The sequence below is a fragment of the Streptomyces sp. NPDC002328 genome, from assembly GCF_042890065.1.
In the GTDB taxonomy this organism is placed as follows: Bacteria; Actinomycetota; Actinomycetes; order Streptomycetales; family Streptomycetaceae; genus Streptomyces.
The window spans coordinates 243,829-267,314 of sequence record NZ_JBIARQ010000010.1 but is presented as its reverse complement, the minus strand read 5'-3'; the positions used below and the strand labels follow the sequence as shown (position 1 = coordinate 267,314).

The 23,486-nt window shown below is 72.4% G+C and carries 13 protein-coding genes; 3 read left to right on the top strand and 10 right to left on the bottom strand.

Features of this window, described 5'->3' with window-relative positions:
* The first annotated feature begins 3 nt into the window (after positions 1-3).
* Positions 4-2,046: a TIM-barrel domain-containing protein gene (locus ACFYX4_RS25165; RefSeq protein ID WP_389337504.1), complete on the top strand. Its 2,043-nt coding sequence runs from the start codon at positions 4-6 to the stop codon at positions 2,044-2,046.
* 69 nt (positions 2,047-2,115) lie between these two features.
* On the opposite strand, the gene ACFYX4_RS25160 is transcribed toward ACFYX4_RS25165, so the two are convergent.
* The 7 genes from ACFYX4_RS25160 to ACFYX4_RS25130 all read right to left on the bottom strand — a co-directional run bounded on the left by ACFYX4_RS25160 (position 2,116) and on the right by ACFYX4_RS25130 (position 13,271).
* Entirely contained in the window at positions 2,116-2,829 is a 714-nt protein-coding gene (locus tag ACFYX4_RS25160; RefSeq protein ID WP_389337501.1) for a hypothetical protein, read from the bottom strand.
* A gap of 26 nt (positions 2,830-2,855) precedes the next feature.
* Complete coding sequence (locus tag ACFYX4_RS25155) at positions 2,856-5,057, bottom strand: glycoside hydrolase N-terminal domain-containing protein (protein WP_389337497.1); 2,202 nt, start codon at positions 5,055-5,057, stop codon at positions 2,856-2,858.
* Positions 5,054-7,018, bottom strand: a complete 1,965-nt coding sequence (locus ACFYX4_RS25150) for a beta-galactosidase (protein WP_389337494.1) — start codon at positions 7,016-7,018, stop codon at positions 5,054-5,056. Before ACFYX4_RS25150 ends, ACFYX4_RS25155 begins: the two co-directional genes overlap by 4 nt.
* On the bottom strand, positions 7,018-9,246 hold the full coding sequence (locus ACFYX4_RS25145) for a 1,4-beta-glucanase (RefSeq protein WP_389337491.1): 2,229 nt from the start codon (positions 9,244-9,246) through the stop codon (positions 7,018-7,020). The genes ACFYX4_RS25150 and ACFYX4_RS25145 overlap by 1 nt, the downstream gene beginning before the upstream one ends.
* A gap of 303 nt (positions 9,247-9,549) precedes the next feature.
* A complete protein-coding gene (locus ACFYX4_RS25140; RefSeq protein WP_389337488.1) occupies positions 9,550-10,500 on the bottom strand; it encodes a carbohydrate ABC transporter permease in 951 nt (316 codons plus the stop codon).
* Between the two features lie 5 nt (positions 10,501-10,505).
* The gene (locus tag ACFYX4_RS25135; protein ID WP_389337485.1) at positions 10,506-11,540 is read right to left on the bottom strand and encodes an ABC transporter permease; all 1,035 of its coding nucleotides are present in this window, start codon (positions 11,538-11,540) and stop codon (positions 10,506-10,508) included.
* 27 nt (positions 11,541-11,567) lie between these two features.
* Positions 11,568-13,271 carry an extracellular solute-binding protein gene (locus ACFYX4_RS25130; RefSeq protein WP_389337482.1) on the bottom strand — a complete coding sequence of 568 codons (1,704 nt, stop codon included), beginning with the start codon at positions 13,269-13,271 and terminating at the stop codon, positions 11,568-11,570.
* 385 nt (positions 13,272-13,656) lie between these two features.
* Here ACFYX4_RS25130 and ACFYX4_RS25125 point away from each other — a divergent pair, with 385 nt between their 5' ends.
* The gene (locus ACFYX4_RS25125) at positions 13,657-16,518 is read left to right on the top strand and encodes a glycoside hydrolase family 3 C-terminal domain-containing protein (protein ID WP_389337479.1); all 2,862 of its coding nucleotides are present in this window, start codon (positions 13,657-13,659) and stop codon (positions 16,516-16,518) included.
* A 120-nt stretch (positions 16,519-16,638) separates the two neighbouring features.
* Here ACFYX4_RS25125 and ACFYX4_RS25120 read toward each other — a convergent pair whose 3' ends face one another.
* The 3 genes from ACFYX4_RS25120 to gabT all read right to left on the bottom strand — a co-directional run bounded on the left by ACFYX4_RS25120 (position 16,639) and on the right by gabT (position 20,685).
* Positions 16,639-18,084 carry an aldehyde dehydrogenase family protein gene (locus tag ACFYX4_RS25120; protein WP_389337476.1) on the bottom strand — a complete coding sequence of 482 codons (1,446 nt, stop codon included), beginning with the start codon at positions 18,082-18,084 and terminating at the stop codon, positions 16,639-16,641.
* A 192-nt stretch (positions 18,085-18,276) separates the two neighbouring features.
* Complete coding sequence (locus ACFYX4_RS25115) at positions 18,277-18,897, bottom strand: phosphatase PAP2 family protein (RefSeq protein ID WP_389337473.1); 621 nt, start codon at positions 18,895-18,897, stop codon at positions 18,277-18,279.
* 453 nt (positions 18,898-19,350) lie between these two features.
* Positions 19,351-20,685, bottom strand: a complete 1,335-nt coding sequence (gene gabT / locus ACFYX4_RS25110) for a 4-aminobutyrate--2-oxoglutarate transaminase (RefSeq protein ID WP_389337470.1) — start codon at positions 20,683-20,685, stop codon at positions 19,351-19,353.
* Between the two features lie 243 nt (positions 20,686-20,928).
* Here gabT and ACFYX4_RS25105 point away from each other — a divergent pair, with 243 nt between their 5' ends.
* Positions 20,929-23,475: an ATP/GTP-binding protein gene (locus tag ACFYX4_RS25105; protein WP_389337467.1), complete on the top strand. Its 2,547-nt coding sequence runs from the start codon at positions 20,929-20,931 to the stop codon at positions 23,473-23,475.
* The last annotated feature ends 11 nt before the right edge of the window (positions 23,476-23,486 follow it).

The window sequence follows — 23,486 nt, the reverse complement described above, 5'->3', positions numbered from 1 at the left end:
CTCGTGAATCAGCCTGCCGAAAACCAGACCCAGGTCAGCCTCGCGCAGTCCTCGCCCACCGTCGGCACGTTCCGTGAGCGGGACGGCGCGCTGGAGTGGAGCGGTCGTCAGGAGACGTTGCGCGTGGAGCCGTGGGGGCCGGACGCGGTCCGGGTCCGGGCGCGGCTGGGCGGTCCCGTCCTCGACGGTCTGCCCGGCGCGCTGCTCCAGGAGGCCCCGCCGACCCCGTCCACGGTGAAGATCGAGGAGGGGCGGGGGCGGCTGACCGTCGGCGCGCTGACCGTGGAGGTCGACGCGGAGGGCATGGTCCGCTTCCTGCGCACCGAGGACGGCTCCGAGGTGCTGTCCGAGGCCCGCGCCCACTTCTGGTGGCCCGGCCCGCGCCTCTACACGGCCGTCGGCAACGGCCACCACCGGCTGGAGCAGCGCTTCGCCGCCTACGACGACGAGCGGCTGTACGGCCTCGGCCAGCACCAGCACGGGCGGCTGGACCAGAAGGGGCTGGTGCTGGACCTGGTCCAGCGCAACGCCGAGGTCGGCATCCCGGTGCTCACCTCCAGCCGGGGCTACACGCTGCTGTGGAACAACCCGGCGATCGGCCGGGTGGAGCTGGCCGGCAACGGCACCCGCTGGGTGGCGGACTCGGCGCGGCAGATCGACTACTGGATCACGGTGGGCGACCCGGCCGGGGCCCAGCGCCGCTACAGCGCGGTGACCGGCCGCACGCCGATGCTGCCGGAGTGGGCGGCGGGCTTCTGGCAGTGCAAGCTGCGCTACCGCACGCAGGACGAACTCCTCGCGGTGGCGCGGGAGTACAAGCGACGGGGCCTGCCCCTGTCCGCCATCGTCTGCGACTTCTTCCACTGGACGCACCTGGGCGAGTGGAGGTTCGACCCCGAGGAGTGGCCGGACCCGGCCGCGATGGTCCGCGAACTGACCGAGCTGGGCGTGAAGTTGGTGGTGAGCGTATGGCCGTCGGTGTCGCCGCTGAGCGAGAACCACTCGGTGATGGAGCAGCGGGGTTACTTCATCGGCACCCAGTACGGTCCGCAGGCGCACGCCGACTGGCCGGACAAGGGGGTCGCCTCGACGGTCCAGGTGGCCTTCTACGACGCCACCAACCCCGACGCCCGTGACTTCGTGTGGTCGCGCATCCGGGACAACTACCTGACCCCGTACGGGATCGACGCGTTCTGGCTGGACGCCTGCGAGCCGGAGCTCAAGCCCGGCTTCCAGGAGAACCTGCGCTACTGGGCGGGTCCGGGGCTGGAGGTCGGCAACATCTACCCGGCGGACAACGCCCGCACCTTCTACGAGGGGCTGCGCGCCGCCGGCGAGGAGGAGATCGTCACGCTCAACCGCTCGGCGTGGGCGGGCAGTCAGCGCTACGGCGCGGCGCTGTGGTCGGGTGACATCGGCACCGACTTCGCGACGCTGCGCCGGCAGATCGCGGCCGGCCTCAACACGGCGCTGTCCGGCATCCCGTGGTGGAACACCGACATCGGCGGCTTCCACGGCGGCGATCCGGACGACCCGGCCTACCGCGAGGTGATGGTCCGCTGGTTCCAGTTCGGCGCGCTGTCCCCGCTGATGCGTCTGCACGGCTTCCGCGACCCGGGCATGCCGCTGGGCCCGGAGATGACCGGCGGCCCCAACGAGGTGTGGTCGTACGGCGAGGAGGCGGGCGCGGTCCTGGAGCGCTGTCTGCGGCTGCGGGAGCGGCTGAAGCCGTATGTGCTGGACGTGATGCGGGAGGCGCACGAGGAGGGGCTGCCGGTGATGCGGCCGCTGTTCCTGGAGTTCCCGGACGACCCGGCGGCCTGGTCGGTCGACGACGCCTACTTGTTCGGCCGGGACCTGCTCGTCGCGCCGGTGCTGGAGGCGGGCGCGAGGACGTGGACGACGTATCTCCCGGCGGGCGCGGCCTGGACGGACGCGTGGACGGGTGAGACGTACGAGGGCGGTGCGGCCGTGACGGTCGACGCCCCGCTGGACCGGATCCCGCTGTTCCTGCGGGACGGGGCGCGGCTGCCGGTGGCGGAGTAGCCGCGCCGGACAGGACGGTGCGGCCGGTCCCTCGAGGGAGGGGCCGGCCGCATCGTCGTGCCGGGGGTGTCAGCTGCTGCTGACGGTCAGGTTGTTGGCCTGGAAGTTCAGGCCGCCGGCAGAGGAGGTGATCTCGAAGCCGAACTGGACGTCGCCGATGGTCTCGTTGCCCATCCAGCCCTTGGTGTCCTTGATCCACTTGAGGATCGGCAGGATGGCGACGGTGCCGGACGACGAGTCGGAGGTGCGCAGGAACGAGAACACCTCGTTCGCGCCGTTGCTGCCCTTGTAGACGGTCCAGGTGTGGCCGCCGAGGGTGACGTTGCCCTGCGAGGTGCCGAGCGGGCCGACGGCGCCGTTGTGGTTCACCCAGAGCATGATCTCGTAGTCGTAGTCGGTGTCCCAGATGTCGTACGAGGTGTTGTAGGCGCCGGACGACGGGACCGTGACGTTGTAGCTGCTGGACAGCGAGCCGAGCGAGGTGATCGTCTTGTTGATCACCTTCTTGGCGTTGGGGTACGACTTGATGCCGCCGGTGTTCGGGTGGTCGGCCCAGACGCCCCAGTCGGTGCCGGAGTTGGCCCAGACGCACTGGCTGCCGGCGCCGGAGCCCCAGATGTTGTTGTAGAGCGTGTAGCCGTTCAGGCTGGTGTTGCCCCACTGGTCGCAGGAGTTCCAGACGGCGGCCTGGGCGGGGGCGGCGGCGAGTCCGACGGTCGCGCCGAGGGCGAGCGCCGGGGCCAGCAGGGCCTTGCCGACCCTGCTCGACATGGATGTTGCCATGGTGTCCCTTACATGGGTGGGGGGAGTCACCACGTCCCCGAGGTGAGGACGTGGTCTTCTCCGGCGGTCAGGTCGAGTGACCGCGCGCCGGAGGAAGTCCGGACTTCGATGCGGTGGTCGCGGTGCGGTCTGAGGACGGCGCGGACGCCGTCGGGGCCCCAGGCGAGGTCGAGTTCGGCGCCGAACCGGGTCCGCACGCCCCGCAGTTCGCCTGCCGGGAGGGCGGGAATGAGCGCGGGCAGCAGCACCAGCCGGTCGGGGGTGGACTGGACGAGCGCCTCGATCAGCACGGCGGGCAGGGTGTGCGCGGCGTCCGCGTTGTAGACGTCGCGGTGGGGATAGTGGGCGCTCATCAGCGAGGCGTGGAAGAAGTCGCCCTCCAGGACCTGGGCGAGCGCGTGGGCGACCCGGTGGCCGTCGCGCAGGCGGGCGGCGATCAGGGCGTGGTGGAGGTGGCCGTGCGCGGAGTCGTTCTCCGCGCCGCGCAGTTCGAGGGCGCGGTGGGCGGCGGCGGCGAGGCGCGGGGTGTCGTAGGGGGTGATCTCGTCGAGGGGCCACACTCCGTAGAGGTGGCTGAGGTGGCGGTGGTCGTAGGTGTCGTCGAGGCCGGGGCGGGCCCATTCGGCGAGGGCGCCGTCGGCGTTGACGCGGTGCGGCGGGAGGCGGTCGGCGAGGGCGCGCCAGCGGTCGGCCCGCTCGGGGTCGTCCGGGTGGTAGTCGGCGGCGGTGAGGAGGGCGTGGCGGGCGGCGGAGAGGTCCATGGCCGCGTTCAGCGCGCCCCAGCTCGCGTTGGCGGGCCGGTTCTCCGGTGAGTAGGAGGGGACGACGACCAGTCGGCCTTCGTCGTCGGTACGGGTGAGGAAGTCCTCGTAGAACAGGGCGACTTCGGCGAGGGCGGCGGCGGTGCGCGGGTCGCGTGCGCCGCGGGTGTCGTCATGGTCGACGAGCGGTTTCAGCAGCCAGTCGGCGCCGGCGGTCCACAGGTGCAGCGGGTACTCGCGGCTGAAGTGGTACGTCAGTCCGGACTCGCCGTCGGTGTGGGGCGGCGCGACGACGCCCCGTGCGCCGAAGATCGCGCGGGCGTTCTCGCGCCAGTCGTCGAGCTGGCCGTGGATGAGGGCGGCGAGGGCGTCGGTGACCTCGGGGAGGGCGGCGGCCGCCGCGGACGCCGTCTGGAGGTTGACGTTGGCGTCGGTGGTGAACGCGCCGGACCAGGCCGTGTCCCAGTCGCCGGTCCACAGTCCGGTGAGCCGGGGCGGGAGGAGGCCGCCGGCGCTCAGCAGGTGGTAGCGGCCGGCCGCGAAGAGCCGTTCCAGCAGGGCCGGTCCGCGCTGCCGCTTGAGCAACTCCGATCCGGGCAGGGCGCGTTCGGCCGGGTCGGCGGCGAGGTCGAGGGTGACGCGCTCGTAGGCGGTGCGGTGCGGCCGGGTGTGCCGGTCGAGCAGCTCCTCGTAGGAACCGTCGGCGAGCAGGGCGCGCAGGGCGCGGGTCTCCCCGGCGACGTCGAGTTCGCCGGTGTGCCGTCGGACGCGGGTGAGCAGCAGCACGGAGCGGGCGCCCTCGATGTGGACGCCGGGCGCGGCCAGGGTGGTGCTGCCGCCGGTGACCGCGAGGAGGGTGACGCCGGTGTAGGAGCGGTCGCTGTCGGGGTAGCGGGCGCGGAGGCTGAGGGCTGCGCCCTCGGGGGTGAGGAGCGCGCCGTGTCCGACGGCGAGTCGGGCGGGCGCTCCCGGGAGACGGTGGTCCAGCAGCACGTCGAGGGTGAGGCCGCGGGCGGTCACCTGCTGGACGATCACGTCGTCGGCGCGGGAGACGAAGACGCGGCTGGTCCAGTCGCCGCCGGCGGCGGTGGTCTCGCCGGTGGCGAAGTCGACGGCGCGGCGGTAGCGGGGCAGGTCGGCGGGCGGGCGTCGCAGCCGGGTCTGGAAGGCGGGGTGGAAGGGCTGCACCCATTGCAGGGGCCGTCCGTCGGTGAAGCCCTCGGCGGCGGTGAGTTCACCGGCGAGCAACCGGTCCTGAAGCGCGGGGAGTTGCGCGGCCAGCTCGGGGGGCTTGGCGTGCTCGGCGCCGTTGGGGCGGACGAGCGTGTGATGGGTGACGACGACCCGGTCGTCGTTCGGATCGCCGAACACCAGGGCGCCGTGGTGGCCGTTGCCGCTGAGGAAGCCGTCCTCCCAGCGGGCGGCGGGACGCGGCTCCCAGGTGCCGTGAACGGGGCCGCCGGTCATGACGTCAGCACCGCGACGCCGTAGCGGCCGAGGGTGATCTCGTCCGTGACGTCGACGCCGGTCAGGAGGTCCCGGTGGACGCCCGGCACCTCGACCGTCACGGGTTCCCGCCCGTGGTGCAGCAGGAAGAGGAGGTCGCCCCGGCGGACGGCCTCGACGTGGTCCGGCAGTCCGTCGAGCGCCGGCCTCGCGCCCGCGTCCGCCGCGATCCGGGCGAGCAGGTCGCGCAACGATTCCGGCTCCGGGAGCGTCGAGACGTACCAGGCGCGGCCCTTGCGCAGCACGGCGGGCAGACCGTCGAGCTCCCCGCCCTTGTAGCCGATCGTGTGGTCGGGGTCGGCGGCCTCGACCTCCTCCGACCACAGCGTGCCGCGGAAGCCGTCGCACTCGACCCTCTCCCCCGCGTCCAGCGGCCACCACTCGTGCAGGGTGCGGATGCCGAACAGCTCGCGCAGCCGGGCGTCCATGCCGCCGGGCCGCACCCGGTCGTCCCCGTCGGCGACGCCGGTGAGGAAGCCGCTGACCAGGGTGCCGCCGCCGCGCACGTAGGCGAGGAGGTTGTCGATCGCCGTGTCGGTGAGGAGGTAGAGCTGCGGGACGACGACCAGCCGGTAGCCGGACAGGTCGTGCTCGGGGTGGGCGAAGTCGGCGGTGAGGTGGCTCTCCCACAGGGCGCGGTGCCAGGCGGTGAGGACGTCGGGGAGATCCACCTCGGTGGACGGCCGGCCGTCCTGGGCGCCGGCCCACCAGGAGTGCCAGTCGTGCAGAACGGCGACCTCGGCGGTAATGTGACGTCCCGTCACTTGTGTTCCGAGCAACGCGAGTTCCGCGCCGAGCTGCTTGATCTCCTGGTACGTGCGGCCCTGTTCGCCCGCGTGGCTGACCATCCCGGAGTGGAACTTCTCCGCGCCCTGCCGGGACTGCCGCCACTGGAAGTAGCAGACGGCGTCCGCGCCCCGGGCCACCGCCTGGAGCGACCACAGGCGGTTCATGCCCCGGGGCTTGGGATGGTTCACGCCGCGCCAGTTGACGGGACCGGCAGCCTGTTCCATCAGCATCCAGGGACCTCGGGCCTGCGAGCGGGTGAGGTCCTGGACGAGGGCGCCGCGCTGCGCGCCGAGCGGGTCGCGCGGGTCGGGGTAGAGGTCGACGGAGACGACGTCCTCCTCCTCGGCCCAGCGCCAGGCGTCCTGCCCGAACCACAGCGGCATGAAGTTGGTGGTGACCGGGAGGTGCGGGGTGGCCCGGCGGACGATGTCGCGTTCCGCGCGGTAGCACTCCAGGAGCATGTCGGAGGTGAAGCGCCGGAAGTCCAGCACCTGTGTGGGGTTCTTCAGGTAGTGGGCGTGGCGAGGGGTGTGGATCTCGGCCCAGTCGCCGTAGCCCTGGCTCCAGAAGGCGGTGCCCCAGGCGTCGTTGAGGGCGTCGAGGTCGCCGTATCTGTCGCGCAGCCAGCCGCGGAAGCGGGCGGCGGCCTCGTCACCCCAGTCGTAGGTGCAGTACTCGTTGTTGATGTGCCACATGGTGAGGGCGGGGTGGCCTGCGTAGCGGGCGGCCAGGTCCTCGGTGACGGCGGCGGCGTAGCGGCGGTAGGTGGCGCTGGAGTGGGAGAAGTGCTGGCGGCCGCCCCACCACTCGGTGCGGCCGTCCTGGTCGACGGGCAGGGTGTCGGGGTGCAGATGCCCCATCCAGGGCGGCGGGGAGGCGGTCGGAGTGGCGAGGACGACGCCGACGCCGTTGTCGTGCATCAGGTCCATCAGCCGGTCCAGCCAGCCGAACTCCCGCTCCCCCGGCCGGGGTTCGAGCTTCGACCAGGAGAAGACGCCGAGGGTGACGGAGTTGACGCGCGCGGCCTTCATCAGCCGTACGTCCTCCTGCCAGGTCTCCTCGGGCCACTGCTCGGGGTTGTAGTCGCCGCCGAAGAGGACGCGGCCGTCGGTCACCGTGCTCAGGCCGGGCATCAGACGGGCTCCCCGTACTGGATGCCCCGGCCGTTGGTGGCGATGTAGACGCGGCCGTGGAGGCGCGGGTCGGCGGCGATGGTCGCGCCGATCCAGCCCCACTGGTGCCGGTCGTCGTTGATCCGCACCCAGCTCTCCGCGCCGTCGTCGGAGCGGTACACGGCGGTGATCGCCTCGGTCGCGCCGACCTGGTAGACCGCCGGGTAGTCGGCGCCGTCGGCGGGCCTGCCGAAGGCGAGGGTGTAGGAGGCCCAGCAGCTGGTCAGCTTGGTGAAGGTCGCGCCGCCGTCGGTGGACCGGTACAGGCCGTTCCACTTGGTGCTCAGCCACAGGTCGCCGGAGCGCCCAGGGGCCGCCGCCAGCTGGAACTGGCTGTCGCCGGACGGCAGTCCGCCCGCCCGCGCCGTGAAGGTGAGGCCGCTGTCGGTGCTGGCGAAGAGCGTTCCCGTGTCGGTGTCGTAGGCGTAGAAGCGGGTCGGGTCGGCCGGGTCGGCGAGCGGTGTGGCGCCCTTGGGGCAGGAGGGGATCTCGGTCCAGGTGGCCCCGTTGTCGGTGGAGCGCTGGGCGGGGTACTTGGTGCCGTTCCAGTGCACGAAGGTCCACAGCAGCACGCTGCCGTCGGCGTTGGCCGCGATCGGCCCCGGGGCGTCCTTGGCGATGGCGGGCTGGGCGGCGAAGGGCGCCCAGGTCCGGCCGCCGTCGTTCGAGTACGCGCCGTTGCCGTGGTCGCCGAAGCCGGTGCGCACGACGTACGACGGCCGGGCGGCGGCCTGCGCGAGGCCCGTCGCCGTCCCGAACACCGGGTTGTCCGCCATGCCCCGCGCCGGCGACGCCGTGAGCCGCTCGTGGTACATCACGCCGATGTCCCCGAGCCCGCTGATCAGGTGCGCCTCCCCGGTCGGCGGCGAGATCAACTGACGTACGGAGGTCTCCTCCAGTCCGCGGATCTGCGGCGCCCACCGCTTCAGGTCGCGGGTGCCGTAGAGGGTGGCGCCGGTGCCGTAGACGATGTGCCGGGAGTCGTACGGGTCGACGGCGACGGCCTGGATCCACCAGCCGAACTTGGGCTTCTCCTCACCCCACTTGAGGTACGGAGTCTCCGCGACGTCGAGGACGGCGGTGTCCTTGAGGGAGGTCCAGGTGCGGCCGCCGTTCGTGGAGCGGTACAGGGTGTCGACCGCCGCCCAGCGGTTGTTGGTGGAGACGACGACGGTGCCCGGACGGCAGGCGTCCACGGCGACGCCGCCGTAGCCGAAGCTGTCGGTGGAGCCGTCGGCGGTCTTCCCGCCGGGCTTCACCGGGGTGACCTCGGTCCACTTCCCGGTCGTCGTCGCCAGCTTGTGCACGCTGCCGTCGGACTGGCCGTTGGGTCCCGGCGCGTCGGCGTACGTCACGTACAGCTCGCGGGTGTGCGCGTCGAACGCGGCCCGGACCGGGATCCTGGCCGCGGCGCCGGCGGGCTGTCCGGGGACGGGCTGCCAGGTGGCGCCGTCGGTGGTCCGGTACAGGCCGGCGGAGACGCCGCCGGCGTCGCCCCAGCCGGCGTAGAGGGCGCGGCCGGCGGCGACGAGGAGGGTGACGCCCTGGCCGGTGGCGGCGGGGGCGGGCGGGAAGGCGGTGGCCGCCGCCCAGGTGGATCCGCGGTCCGTGGACTTGAGGAGGCCGTCGTGGCGCGTCCCCAGCCAGAGGGTGTCGCTGTCCCGCGGGTCGACGAGGAGACGCTCGCCGGTGCCGCGGCCGTCCTCGTTGGCTCCCAGCTTCACGGTGAGGTCGGTGCGGGTCCAGGTGGCCCCGCGGTCCTCGGAGCGGAGGATCGCGCCGTTGCCGGCCCAGGACTGGGCGTAGGTGCCGAGGGCGAGGTACAGGCGGTTCGGGTGGGTGGGGTCGACGGCGAGGGCCTCCACGCCGAGGAGGTTCCAGTCGTCCCAGCCGAGGTGGTCGGTGAGGGGGGTCCAGCGGGCGGCCCGGTCGTCCCATCTGTACGCGCCGCCGATGTCCGTGCGGGCGTAGGCGAGGCCTCTTACGGCGGGGTGGAAGAGGACGCCGGTGACGAAGCCTGTGCCGCCGATCACTGCGTTGCGCCAGCGGTAGGTGGGGGCTGCGGGTGTGGGGGGTTCTGCCTGCTCGGCGGCGAACGCTTTTGCCTGGACGCCCGGGAGGGCGGTGAGGGTTGCTGCGGCTGCCGTCCCGGCGAGGACGGTGCGGCGGGGGAAGGGGGAGCTGTGCATGGGTACCTCGCGGGGGTTCGGGTCTGGTCCGGGGTTTCGTGGGTGCGGGGGGGTCGGTGCTGGGGGACGTGGGTCGCGCAGCCCGGCGCTACCGGGGTGCCGCCGCGCCCACCCGTGCCGCCTGGGGGTCCCCCCAGGCCCTTAAGGCACTGGGGGAGGCACGACTGCCCGTGGCTACGAGGGTTCGGCGGCTTGGCGACTCGGCGAGTGGAGTCATCTAAGGGGCGCGGGGAACTGCGCGACCGGCCACCGACGACCCGCAGTCGCCGAACAACTCGCAGCCCCCGAAACAGTGGGCGCCCGTTACCCCTTCACCGCGCCCGTCAGCATGCCCTTCCTGAAGTGTTTCTGGACGAACGGCGACAGCACCGCCACCGGCAGCAGCGCCATCACCATGACCGCCATCTGCACGGCCAGCCCGGACAGTTGGCCGGTCTTGATGGCCTGCCCCAGCCCCACCGGCGCCTCCTGCTTCTGCACCAGCTGGATCATGACGTTCTGGAGCGGCATCATGTCCTGGTCGTTGAGGTACAGCGAGGCGTTGAACCAGGCGCTCCAGTACCCGACGGCGTAGAACAGCGTGATGACCGCGATCACCGCCCGGGACAGCGGCATCACGATCTGCCAGAGGATGCGCAGGTCCCCCGCCCCGTCGATCCGCGCGCTGTCGACGAGTTCGGGCGAGATGCCCATGAAGAACCCGCGCAGCACGAGGATGTTGAAGACGCTCACCGCGCTCGGCAGGATCAGCGCGAGATAGCTGTCCGTCAGCCCGAGGGTCTGCACCAGCAGGTAGGTGGGGATGAGGCCGGCGCTGAAGAACATGGTCGCGAGCAGCGTCATCAGCAGCGTGCGGTGCGCGAGCGACCCGGAGCGCGAGAGGCCGTAGGCGCACAGCACGGACACGGTCATGGAGAACAGCGTGCCGACCAGGGTGACGAGGACGCTGATGACCGCCGCGCGGGTGACCTGACCGCCGCTGAGCAGCTCCTCGTAGGCGATGAAGGTGATGCCCTTCGGCACCATCACCAGGCCGCCGGCCTCGTCGATGGTCTTGCGCGAGGAGAGGCTGGTGACGACGACGATCCACAGCGGGAACACGATCGCGAGGCAGGCCAGCGTGAGGGCGAGGCCCTTGCCGGCGAGGCCCGCCCTGGAGGGCGGCTCCTCCCAGCCGGGCCGGGGCGGGGCCTGCCACCAGCGGGGCGCCTCGCGTCGTTCCGGCTCGTCGTCCCGCCGTGGCTCCCAGGTCATGGTCGTCATTTCTTGTAGACCCCCTGCTCGCCCATGAGATGGGCCACCTTGTTCGCGGCGATGACCAGCCCGAGGCTGACGACGCCCTTGACCAGGCCGGCGGCCGCCGCGTAGCCGAAGTCCTGGTTGCGCACGCCGTTCCACCAGACGAAGGTGTCGAGGACCTCTCCGGCGCCCGGCCCGACGGCGTCGCGTTGCAGCAGGATCTGTTCGAAGCCGACCGTCAGGGCGTCGCCGACCCGCAGCACCAGCAGCAGGGCGATCACGGGGCGCAGCGCGGGCAGGGTGACGTGCCACATCCGGCGCCAGCGGCCGGCGCCGTCCATCGCGGCGGCCTCGTACTGGTCGGGGCTGACCGAGGCCAGCGCGGCGAGGAAGACGATGATCCCCCAGCCGGCGTCCTTCCACACGCTCTGGGCGGTGATCAGCAGCGGGAAGGTGTCGGGGTTGGTCATGATGTCGAGGCCGTCGTACCCGTTCTGCCGCAGCAGTTGGGAGAGGATGCCCGCGCCGCCGAAGAGCTGCTGGAAGACGGCGATGACCAGCACCCAGGAGAAGAAGTGCGGCAGGTAGAGGACGGCCTGGGCGACCGCCCGCACCCGGGGCCTGACCACGCTGTTGATGAGCAGCGCGAGCAGGATGGGGATCGGGAAGAACAGCACGAGCTGGAGGAAGAACAGCACCAGCGTGTTCTCCACCGCGCTCCAGAAGGCCGAGTCCTCGAAGATCCGCTGGAAGTTCTCCAGGCCCACCCAGGGGCTGTTGAGGATGGAGACGACTCCGTTGTCGCTGATGTAGGGGTCGTACTCCTGGAAGGCGACCACGTTGCCGAGGATGGGCACGTAGTTGAAGAGCAGGACCAGGGCGATCGCCGGCAGGGTCATCAGGAGCAGCACGCGGTCGCGTCTGAACCTGAGCCGCAGACTCAGCTTCCCCGAGGGCGCCTTCCGTCCGGGGCCGGTGGCGCCGCCGGACGCCACCGGGGTCTTCTCCGTCTCGTCGGCCTCGGCCCTGCTCCGAGGCACCGTGCTGTGGGACACGGCCGTTCTCCTTGCCTCGCCGCCGGGTCAGCTCGCCGCCGAGCCGTTCTCGTCGAGCAGCTTCTTGTACCAGTCGCGCAGTTGGTCGCCGCCCTTGCTCTTCCAGTCGGAGACGAACTGCTGCACGTCGCTGATCTTCTTGCGGCCGCGGACGACGTCGTCCTCCAGCTGCTCCACGTCGTTGGTGAGGTTGGTGAAGCGGGTGGGCTCGGTGATCTGCATGCCGTAGAAGGAGGACTTCTTGGTGAAGGCGCCCATCCGCTGCTGCCATTCGACCTGGCCCTTGGCCACCTCGGGGAAGTCCGGGTGGGCGATGGTCGCGGCGGGGCCGTCGATCATCACGTAGGCGTTCATGACCTCGTTGTTGCCCTTGTCGTTCTTGACCGGGACGCCATCCTTGACCGTGTAGTGGGTGCCTTCGACGCCGTAGTTGGTGAGCATGTACTCCTTGGTGCCGTACGGCGCGGCGGTGACGTTGGCGACGGCCAGCGCGTCGCGGATCACGGACTCGGAGGCCTTCTTGTTGACGAAGGCGAAGATGTTCGCCGGGTTCGTGGCCCACAGGACGGGGTCGCCGCCGTCGTGGCCGAAGAGGTCCATGCCCCAGATCTTGAAGGCGGGGTTCTGGGTGGCCTGGCTGGCGGTCTGGCCGTACCAGGTGGAGATGTCGTTGTTCCAGATCAGGAACTCACCGGCGGCGAACTTGGGGGCCGGGTCGGTGGCCTGGCTCTTGCCGAGTTCGAAGTCGGGGTGGACGACCTTGGCGGCGAACAGCTTGCGGGTCCACTCGAGCGCCTCGAGGAACTCCTCGGTCTCGATGCGGTTGACCAGCTTGCCGTCGACGAGGTTCCAGCCGAGGGGCTTCTCCCCGCCGCTGAGGACGCCGAAGATGTTGAAGGCGGTCCACTTCATGTCGCCGCAGGCCCACCGCTTGGCCCTGGCGTCGGTGATCTCCTTGCACAGGGCCAGGAACTCGTCGGCCGACTTGGGGACTTCGTAGCCCTCCTTGTCGAAGACGTCCTGGCGGTAGTGGGGCACGATGTTCGGGACGTACGAGGCGGGCATCGGCAGGCCCATCAGCTTGCCGCCGAAGATGGAGCGCTGCCAGGCGTCCGTGGGGATCGCCGCCAGGTTGGGGAACTCCTTGACCGCGTCCCCGGAGAGGTAGGGGCCGAGGTCGGCGAACTTGCCGATGATGGCGCTGGGTATCTTGCCGCCCATGTTCCAGCCGGGGATCACCACGACGTCGGGGACGTCGCTGGAGGCGAGGACCGCGCCGAGCTTCTGGTCGTAGGTGTTGCCGTCCTGGTTCTGCCACTGGACGTCGACGCCGATGGTGTCGTTCATCGCCCGGTAGTAGGCGTTGTCGCCCTTCGGCGGGGAGCCCCAGAACGGCGCCATGACGGTGACCTTGCCGCCCTTGCCGAGCTTCTTCGGCACGGAGGTCTTGAGGCCGGCGAGGTCGAGCTTGCCGGTGAAGCCGACCGCGGAGCCGTTCTTGGAGGCGATGTCGGGCGTGACGACGTTGCTGGCCACATACGTCGGCAGGATCTTCTTGGCGTTCTTCCCCGACGTGGTGCCCTCTCGCGAACCGCTGTCCGAGCCGCCGCAGGCGGCGAGCAACGGCATGCCTCCCGCCACCGCTGCGGTGGCGACCGCCGTGGAGGCGAGGAAGCTTCTCCGGCTGGGCCCGGAAGGACCCTCGGAGGAGGAAGCGGCGTTCGGCGTCATTGCGTCAACCCTTCATGGCGCACCAGGACACCCGGCGGTGGCCGTCGGCTGCGGTGTCTCGAGTGGATCTGGCTGAGCTGAAGCGGTTCCCGACTCCTGGTCGTCCAGGGACCGGCGCGCACCCGATGGCGGCTCCGTCCCTTCGAAGGATCGTCGAAGCGCTTCGATGTTGCTGCGAGGTTAAGTGAAGGGCAGGGGGTGCACAAGGGTCGCTTCCAAGATTCCTCCGAGGTGTCCCGGTTCGGCACATGCGCACATTCGGCTTGAAATGACGCCTGGCTGTCGGAGTCGAGGCGGTGGGGTCTCTTGACACCCACCCCTGGGGCGATCGAGCATCGAAGCGCTTCGAAAGCGTTCCCCCGCTCCATCGCAAAGGGATCCCCACGTGACCGCAAACACGCCGCCCACGCCGCCGTTCCGCGATCCGCATCTGCCGTTCGCGAAGCGCATCGACGATCTGCTGTCGCGGCTGACGCTCCCGGAGAAGGTCTCCTTCCTGCACCAGTTCGCGCCCGCTGTCGAACGGCTGGGCCTCGCCGCGTTCCGCACCGGCCAGGAGGCGCTGCACGGAGTGGCCTGGATGGGCCCGGCGACGGTGTTCCCGCAGGCGGTGGGCCTGGGCGCGACCTGGAACCCGGAGCTGGTGCGCCGCGTCGGCGAGGCGGTGTCCAAGGAGGTCCGCGCGATGCGCGCCCGCGACGAACGGGTGGGCCTGAACGTCTGGTCCCCGACGGTGAACCTGCTGCGCCACCCCCTGTGGGGCCGCAACGAGGAGGGCTACTCCGAGGACCCGAAGCTCACCTCCGCCATCGCCACCGCCTACACCTGCGGTCTGCGCGGCGACCATCCGACGTACTGGCGCACGGCGCCGGTCCTCAAGCACTGGCTGGCCCACAACAACGAGACCGGCCGTGACGTCACGTCCTCCTCGGTCCGCCCGCGCGTGCTGCACGAGTACGATCTGCGCGCCTTCCGCGAGACGGTCGAGGCGGGCGCGGTGGCCGGGGTGATGCCGGCGTACAACCTGGTCAACGGGCGTCCCAACCACGTCTCCCCGTATCTGCGGGAGCAGTTGCGCACCTGGACCGAGCAGGACCTGCTGGTCTGCTCGGACGCGGGCGCGCCCTCCAACCTGGTCGACTCCGAGCACTACTTCGACACCCACGAGGAGGCGACCGCGGCCTCGCTCACCGCCGGCGTGGACAGCTTCACCGATCACGGCACGGACGGCTCGAAGATCACCGCCCGGGTGCGGGGCGCGCTGGAGCGGGGCCTGCTGACCGAGGCCGACGTCGACACGGCGGTGCGCCGCCAACTGTCCGTCCGCTTTCGTCTCGGTGAGTTCGACCCGCACTACGACCCGCACGCGGGCACCGGCGAGTTCGACACCCCGGCCCACCGCGAACTCGCCCTGGAGGCCGCCGAGCAGGCGGTGGTCCTGCTGCGCAACGACGGGGTGCTGCCGCTCGCCCCGGACGCCCGGATCGCCGTGGTCGGCCCGCTCGCCGACGAGTGCAAGCTCGACTGGTACAGCGGCACGCTGATCCACCGCTCCACTCCCCTGAACGGGCTGCGGAAGCGGTTCGGGGCGGAGCGCGTCGAGTTCGCGGAGGGCGTGGACCGCGTCCTGCTGAAGACCGCCGCGGGCACCTTCCTGCACGTCCCGGCCGCTCCCGCGGTCGCCGACGAGGCGCGCGGCGCGGCGGGCGCCCTGGACCCGGCGCTGCTCGCGGGCCGCACGGACCTCCCGCCGCTCACGGCCGACGCCGCCGGCACCGAGCTGGCGCTCGTCGACTGGGGCGGGGGCGTGCTCACCCTGCGCGCTCCCGACGGCCGCTGGCTCTCGGTCGCCGAGGACGGCTTCCTGCGCGCCTCCGCCGACCAGCCGGGCGGCTGGGTGGTGCAGGAGACGTTCCGCCTCGAACCGGCGGGGGACGGCGAAGCCGGCGCCCATGGGAACGGTCACCTCCTCAGACACATCGGAACGGGTCGTCACGTCTGTGTCACCGCCGAGGGCGTGAAGGTTGCCGGGGAGAATCCCGAGGTGTTCGAGCTCGTCGTCGTCGAAAGCGGCGAGGACGCGGTGGCCCGCGTCACGGCGGAGGCGGACGTCGTCGTGGTGGTGGCGGGCAACGACCCGCACATCAACGGCCGGGAGACCGAGGACCGCGCCACGTTGCGCCTGCCCTCGCAGCAGGAACGGATCCTGGCGGCGGCCCGCTCCGCGAACGCGCGCACGGTGCTGGCGCTGGTGTCGGCGTACCCGTACGCGGTCGACACGGGCCCGCTGTCGGCGGTGCTGTGGACCGCGCACGGCGGCCAGGCCGCGGGCACGGCGCTGGCGCGGGTGCTGGCCGGCGACGTCTCCCCCGCGGGCCGGCTGCCGCAGACCTGGTACGCCGACGACGCGGACCTGCCCGACCTGCTCGACTACGACGTGATCGGCGGGCGGCAGACGTACCTGTACTTCGAGGGCAGGCCGCTGTTCCCGTTCGGGCACGGCCTGTCGTACACGTCCTTCGCGTACGCCGACCTCGCGGCAGCCGTCGGGGACGGCTCGGTGAGGGTCTCGTTCACGGTCGCCAACACCGGGGACGTGGCCGCCGACGAGGTCGCCCAGCTCTACACGCGCGCGGTGGACCCGTCGGTCACCCGGCCGCGCCGCGAGCTGCTCGCGCACCGCCGGCTGACGCTCGCGCCGGGCGAGAAGGCGGAGGTGACCTTCGAGGTCCCGCTGTCCGCGTTCGCGTTCTGGGACGTCGCACGGGACCGGTGGCGGCTGGAGCCGGGCCCCTACGACCTGCTGGTGGGCTCCTCCAGCGAGGACGTCCGGCTGCGCACGACGGTCACGCTCGACGGCGAGCCGGCGGCCCCGCGTCCGGTGCTGAGCCGTGGTCTGGCCGCCGTGGACTTCGACGAGCAGGGCGGCGCCGAGATCGTCGACCGGACCAAGGCGTCGGGCGACGCGGTGACCCCGGCCGGGGACGGCGTCGGCGAACTGGTGTACCGGGCCTGCGACTTCGGGGCGGGGACGGCCGGCGTGCGGGTGGAGGTGGCCGGCGAGGGCACGGTGGAGCTGTCCGTGGACGGCGGCCCGGCCCCGACCGCGCTGCGGCTCGACCCGCCGACGGCGGGACCGTACGACTACGTCACCCTGGACGCCCCGTTCACCGCGGCGGGCGTGCGGGATCTGCGGCTGAGGCTGCGCGGCCCCTTGCGGCTCGCGCGCGTCGGCTTCTCCGGCTGAGGGTCCGGAGGAAGCCGGCGCAGAAGAAGGGGCCCGGCACCGGAAGGCATCGGTGCCGGGCCCTTTCGGGACGGCGTTCGCGCGCCGAACGCCAGCCTAGCTGAAAATGGTTCTCATGAGCTAGAGCGCGAGTCCGGTGAGGACCAGCACCCGCTCGTAGGTGTAGTCGTCCATCGCGAACCGCACGCCCTCGCGGCCCACGCCGGACTGCTTGGCCCCGCCGTACGGCATCTGGTCGGCGCGGTAGGAGGGCACGTCGCCGATGACCACGCCGCCGACCTCCAGCGCGCGGTGGGCGCGGAAGGCGACCTGCACGTCGTGCGTGAACACACCCGCCTGGAGGCCGTACTTGGAGTCGTTGACGGCGGCGAAGGCCTCGGCCTCGCCGTCGACCTTGCGCACGGTGAGGACCGGTCCGAAGACCTCCTCGCAGGAGATCGTGACGTCGGCCGGCACGTCGGCGAGGACGGTCGGCGCGTAGGTCGCGCCGTCGCGCTTGCCGCCGGCGAGCAGGCTCGCGCCCGCGGCGACGGCCTCGTCCACCCACGTCTCGACGCGCTTGGCGGCGTCCTCGCTGACCAGCGGGCCGACGTCGGTCGCGTCGTCGGAGGGGTCGCCGGTGCCCTGGGCCTCGACGGCGGCGACGATGCGCGGCAGCAACCGGTCGTAGACGGAGGCGTCGGCGATCACGCGTTGCACCGAGATGCAGGACTGGCCGCCCTGGTAGTTGGAGAAGGTGGCGATGCGGCCGGCGGCCCAGTCCAGGTCGGCGTCGCTCGCCCAGTCGCCGAGGACGACGGCCGCGCCGTTGCCGCCCAGCTCCAGGGTGCAGTGCTTGCGCGGCACCGAGTCCATGATCGCGTAGCCGACCTTCTCGGAGCCGGTGAAGGAGATGACCGGCAGCCGCTCGTCCTGGACGAGGGCGGACATGTCGTCGTTGGCGACCGGCAGGATGCTCCAGGAGCCGGCGGGCAGCTCGGTCTCGGCGAGCAGGTCACCGATGATCAGGCCGGACAGCGGGGTGGCCGGGGCCGGCTTGAGGATGATCGGCGCGCCGGCGGCGATCGCCGGGGCGACCTTGTGGGCGCACAGGTTCAGCGGGAAGTTGAACGGCGCGATGCCGAGGACGACGCCCTTCGGGAAGCGGCGGGTCAGCGCCAGGCGTCCCTGGCCGCCGGCATCGGTGTCGAGCCGCTGGGCCTCGCCGCCGTTGAACCGCCTGGCCTCCTCGGCGGCGAACCGGAACACGGAGACGGCCCGGCCGACCTCGCCGCGGGCCCACTTGATCGGCTTGCCGTTCTCGGCGGAGATGAGCTGCGCGATCTCCTCGGTGCGCTCGGCGAGCCGCTTGCTGACGTGGTCGAGGGCGGCGGCACGGACGTGGGCCGGGGTGGCGGCGAACTCGTCCCGTACGGCGTACGCGGCGGCCACGGCCTCCTCGACCTGGGCGTCCGTCGGCACGCTGACCTTGCCGACGAGACGGCCGTCCCACGGGGAGGTGACGTCGAAGCTGACCTCGCCGGAGACCTGGCGGCCGGCGAGCCAGAAGGCGTGGGTGGAAGTCATAGTCGGTCCCGGCCCTTCCGCTTGGGGGTGTGCTGGCATTCCGGGTCCACGGTAGGGGGGACTGGGCGCGGGGTCGCTTGTCCGAGTCGTACGGGTGCGGGGCGGGTGTGCGCCGGAATGGCGGGGTGAGGCCCCCTGTTGGCCTGCCGTGGGCCCGCCGCACCGCCCGTCGGCTGCCGCAACACCCGTCGGCTACCGCACCGTCCGGCGCAGGAAGAGCCACAGCCCGCCCAGCAGCACCGCGCACAGGCACCAGCTGGCCACCACGTCCAGCGGCCAGTGGTAGCCGTGCCGGACCAGCCCGAAGGAGACGCCGAGGACGAGCACGAGGGCGACGGCCGCCGCCGCGCGCCGGGCCGCCGCGGTGACCAGCCAGGGCAGCAGCAGGAGCACCGCGGCCCCGTAGGCGACGCCCGCGGTCGCCGTGTGCCCCGACGGGTAGTAGCCGGTGGCCGGCGGCACGGCGGGCGTCCCGGGCCGGTCCGTCCACTCCTTCAGCGGGAAGACGATCAGCGGCACGAGCGTGATCAGGACCAGCGCGGCGACCGACGGCAGCCACCAGCGGCGCCGTCCGGCCGCGCTGCCCCGGCGGACGGTGTACAGGGCGGCCAGCAGCAGGACCGGCACGGCGATCTGCACGCTGCCCAGGTCGGACAGGAGCGCGGAGGGCCGGTCCGGGTCGACGAGGGCCCGGCTGACGCTCTCGTCCAGCCGCAGCAGCGGGCCGTCGGCGGCCACCTGCCAGGTGATGAGCGTGAAGAGGAGAGCGGGCAGGCCGAGCAGGAGGGCTCGCCGGTGGGGGCGGGTCGACATGGACCCAGCTTGTCAGGCGGGCGGAGCCGGCCTGAGGGGAAAAGAAAGAGACCCCGGAACGGGTCCGGGGTCCGCGTCGCGTGGTCGGCGCGTCAGAAGGAGGTCGGCCGCCCCGGAACAGGGGGGGGTGGTTCCGGGGTGGCCGTCCGGACCGGAACGCCGGCCGCCCCGGGGGGTTTGGGGCGGGCGACCGTCCGATCGGTGAGGAGATCCGAAGCGCGAGGCCCCGGTTGTGTGCGCGAAGCACGACCAGGTCGAAGCTGGGGAGGCCCCGGCCTGGGCGCCCGCAGTCCCCTGCGAGCGGGGTGTATCTCTCATCTGCCTAGAACCTACGGCAGTGACTGGCGTGACGACAGACGGAATCCCGTCCCGCCATCCACCCCGCACACGTTCTTCACACGCTCTGCCCGCCGACGCGGCTCAGACGCGCGCCGGAGGCGAGCCAGCGGCCGCTCAGACGCGCGCGAAGGCCTGCTCGATGATGTCGAGCCCCTCGTTGAGCAGGTCGTCGCCGATGACCAACGGGGGCAGGAAGCGCAGCACGTTGCCGTAGGTGCCGCAGGTCAGGACGAGCAGCCCTTCCTGGTGGCAGGCCTTGGCGAGCGCGGCGGTCGCCTCCGGGTTCGGCTCCTTGGTGGCGCGGTCCTTGACCAGCTCGATCGCGATCATCGCGCCCCGGCCGCGGACGTCGCCGATGATGTCGAACTTCTCCTGCATGGCGGTGAGACGCGCCTTCATCGTGGACTCGACGGCCTTCGCGCGGGCGTTGAGGTCGAGCTCCTTCATCGTCTCGATGGAGCCGAGCGCGCCCGCGCAGGCGACCGGGTTGCCGCCGTAGGTGCCGCCGAGGCCGCCCGCGTGCGCGGCGTCCATGATCTCGGCGCGGCCGGTGACCGCGGCGAGCGGCAGCCCGCCCGCGATGCCCTTGGCCGTCGTGATCAGGTCCGGGACGATGCCCTCGTCCTCGCAGGCGAACCACTGGCCGGTGCGGCAGAAGCCGGACTGGATCTCGTCGGCGACGAAGACGATGCCGTTGTCGGCGGCGAACTGGCGGATCGCGGGCAGGAAGCCCTTGGCCGGCTCGATGAAGCCGCCCTCGCCGAGCACCGGCTCGATGATGATCGCGGCCACGTTGTCCGGGCCGACCTGCTTGGTGATCTGGTCGATGGCCTGCGCGGCGGCCTCGGGGCCCGCGTTCTCCGGGCCGGTGGGCCAGCGGTAGCCGTAGGCGACCGGGACGCGGTAGACCTCGGGCGCGAACGGGCCGAAGCCGTGCTTGTACGGCATGTTCTTCGCCGTCAGCGCCATGGTGAGGTTGGTGCGGCCGTGGTAGCCGTGGTCGAACACGACGACCGCCTGGCGCTTGGTGTAGGCGCGGGCGATCTTGACGGCGTTCTCGACGGCCTCGGCGCCGCTGTTGAACAGCGCGGACTTCTTGGCGTGGTCACCCGGGGTGAGCTCGGCGAGGGCCTCGGCGACCTCCACGTAGCCCTCGTACGGGGTGACCATGAAACAGGTGTGGGTGAAGTCGGCGAGCTGGGCGCTCGCCCGGCGTACGACGGCCTCGGCGGACGCGCCGACGGACGTGACGGCGATGCCGGAGCCGAAGTCGATGAGGCGGTTGCCGTCGACGTCCTCGATGATGCCGCCGCCCGCGCGCGCGGTGAAGACCGGCAGCACGGAGCCCACGCCCTGCGCGACCACGGCGGTGCGGCGGGCCTGCAACTCCTGCGACTTCGGGCCGGGGATGGCGGTGACGACGCGGCGCTCCTGCGGAAGTGCGGTCATGGGGGGCTCCCTGATGGTCTTGCTGAGGACGCTTGACTTCTTTTTCTCGCAGGTTAGGGCGGTTCGGGAGGGGTGGGCATGCTCCATGTGGGCGTTGTCGGCCGGGGCGGTTGTCCGCCGTGGACATAGCGGGCCCGGCGATCGTCGCGCGGGCGCGGCCGTGTGAGCGGTGGACTCCTCCGGACGGGGCGTTAGATTGGCTCGCTGACGGTGGACGGATCGGCTGGTCAGGGGGCAAGGGCGATGGACAGCGACGGGACGCAGGACGCGCGGGGTACGCATGCGAATCCTGTGCCACGCCCGACGACGCCTCCCCAGGCACCCCCGACACCGTCCCAGCCTCCCTCGGCGTCGGCCCCGCCGCCGTCCGTGCCCGCTCAGCCGCCCTCCGCACCGGCTCGGCCGCCGCAGCCGCCCGGCATGCCGCCGGGGTCGGCGGATCACGGCTCCGGCCGGGGCGTGGAGTCATCCGCCGTCGCCGCGTGGCTGAACGAGGCGCGTCCGCAGGCCCGGCCGGGCATCTGGCGGTTCGGCTACCGGCTGCCGAAGGCGGCGCGGGCGGCGGAGCGGCTCGCGCCGGTCACGGTCGTCGGCATGCTGATCCCGCTGGTGGTCGCGCTGGTGCTGTGGTCGATGTGGCGGCGCGGCGGCATCCCCTACCAGTTCGCGCCGCTGCGTCTGTTCACGCCGGACGACTGGTGGTGGGGCGGCACGATCGCCTCCCCGAAGACCATGGACGGCGCGGAGGCGCGCGTGGTCTACGACGGCGTGTTCTTCGCCGTCCTCCTCTACGCGATGGGCCGGCTGGGCAGTTGGCCGGACGCGGTGCGCCACTTCGTCGGGCGCCGGCCGCAGCCCGCGCGGGCCCTGCTCGGCCTGCTGGGCGCGCTGGTCGCGCTGAGCTTCGTCTTCCCCTCCGCGTTCCCGGGCGTCGGCTGGGACTCCCTGCCGGTGGTCGACCCGCTGTTCTCCCTGATCGTCCTGATCTCCGGCGGCTACGAGCTGTTCGCCTCCCCTACGTTCACCGACTCGCTGTACGCGGTGATCACGCTGCTCGTGGTGTGGCCGTTCGCGGTGGTCGGCGGCTGGCTGCCGTACCTGCGGGAGCGGCTCGCCGCCCGGCGCGCCGCCGGCGACCCCGCCGCGTCGACGCCGGTCGAGCGCCCGCGCGCGCAGTGGCCGAAGCTGCGCGAGGCCGGGCAGTACGAGGCGGCGGAGGCGCTGACCTCCGAGGTGGCCGCCGGGCTGATGAACGACGTGGACTGCGCGCGTGTCACGCGCGCGTGGGAGTCGGGCCGCGCCGACTTCCGGGACACCGTGCTGCGCGAGGGCGGCGCGGCCTGGACCCACCCCTCCGGCTCCCGCGACCTGCCCCGGCGGGCCGCCCGGCACGACGTGCTGGCCGGTCAGGTGCGCATCGGGCGCTGGGCGGCGGCGGAGCGGGCCCCGCTGCCGTACCACGAGGCGGGCGCGGCGCTCGGCCCGGACGTGCTGGGCACCTCGCTGCTGGCGGTGGGACCGTCCGGCTCGGGCAAGACGCGGACGCTGGTCGAGCCGGTGACGGAGGCGCTGTCCCTGCGGGCGCTCACCGGAGGGTGCGCCTTCGTCGCCGTGTCCTCCCCGGGCAGCCCGCTCGGCTCCGACTCCGCGTACGACGTGATCGTCCGGATCGGCGATCCGTCGTCCGTGCACGACCTGGACCCGTACGCCGAGTCCGACGACCCGGACGAGGCGGCGGCCGTCCTCGCCGAGGCGCTGGTGGGCGATCTCGACTCCGTCGGCGGACAGGGCGCGGCCACGGCGCTCGCCCAGTTGCTCGGCCCCTACCGGGCCGTGCACGGCCGCTTCCCCGCGCTGCCGGTGCTGCGCGAACTGCTGGAGGGCGAGCCGGCGGCGCTGTCCGCGCTGCGGGAGGCCGTCGCGGGGAACGAGGTCATGCGCCGTGAGCTCGACGCGCGCATCCGCCAGACGGGCGCGCCGGGCGACCCGGCCCGCGCCCTCGCGGACCGGCTGGCCCTGCTGAACCGTCCGGTGTTCGCGGACTTCTTCGGCGGGAGCGGGCGGCCGGGCGGGGCGGAGGGGCGTGCGTCCGGTGCCGGTGCCGCGGGTGGCGGTGTCGGTGCTGCGGGTGCCGGTGACGGTGGCGATGAGCGGCGGGCGTTCTCGCTGCGCGCGCTCGCCCACCACCCCCTGCGCGTGCGCGTCGACCTGCCCGAGCGGGGGCACGAGGAGGCCGGGCGGCTGATCACCCGGCTCGTCCTGGCCCAGTTCCACGCCGTCGTCCGGGAGGGGCGGCGCGCGCACTTCGTCTGCCTGGTGCTGGACGACGCGACGGGGACGGTCACCGCGGACTCGGTGCGCCGGATCCAGCGGCTGCGCTCGCAGAACGCGGGCGTGCTGCTCGCCCTGCGCAGCGTCGCCGACGTCCCGGAGGCGCTGCACGGCCCGCTGTACGGGGCCGTCGGCTGCCGTATGGCGTTCTCCGGGATCACCACCTGGGACGGCGGCCGGTTCGCGCGGACCTGGGGCACCGAGTGGGTGGAGACGACGGAGGTCGCCAAGCACACCGTCTTCGCCGACCAGCCGATGACCCGCGCCCTGCACGCCCTGCGCAAGCTGATCACCGGCAGGGCCGTGACCACGGACGCGGTGACCGTGCGCCAGGTCGAGCGGGAGCGCTGGTCGGCGTCCCAGCTGGCGCACGAGGTGCCGCCGGGGCACGCGGTGCTGTCGCTGACCACCGTCGAGGGCGAGCACGCGCCGCCGCTGCTGCTGGATCTGCGGGGCTGAACGGAGCGCCG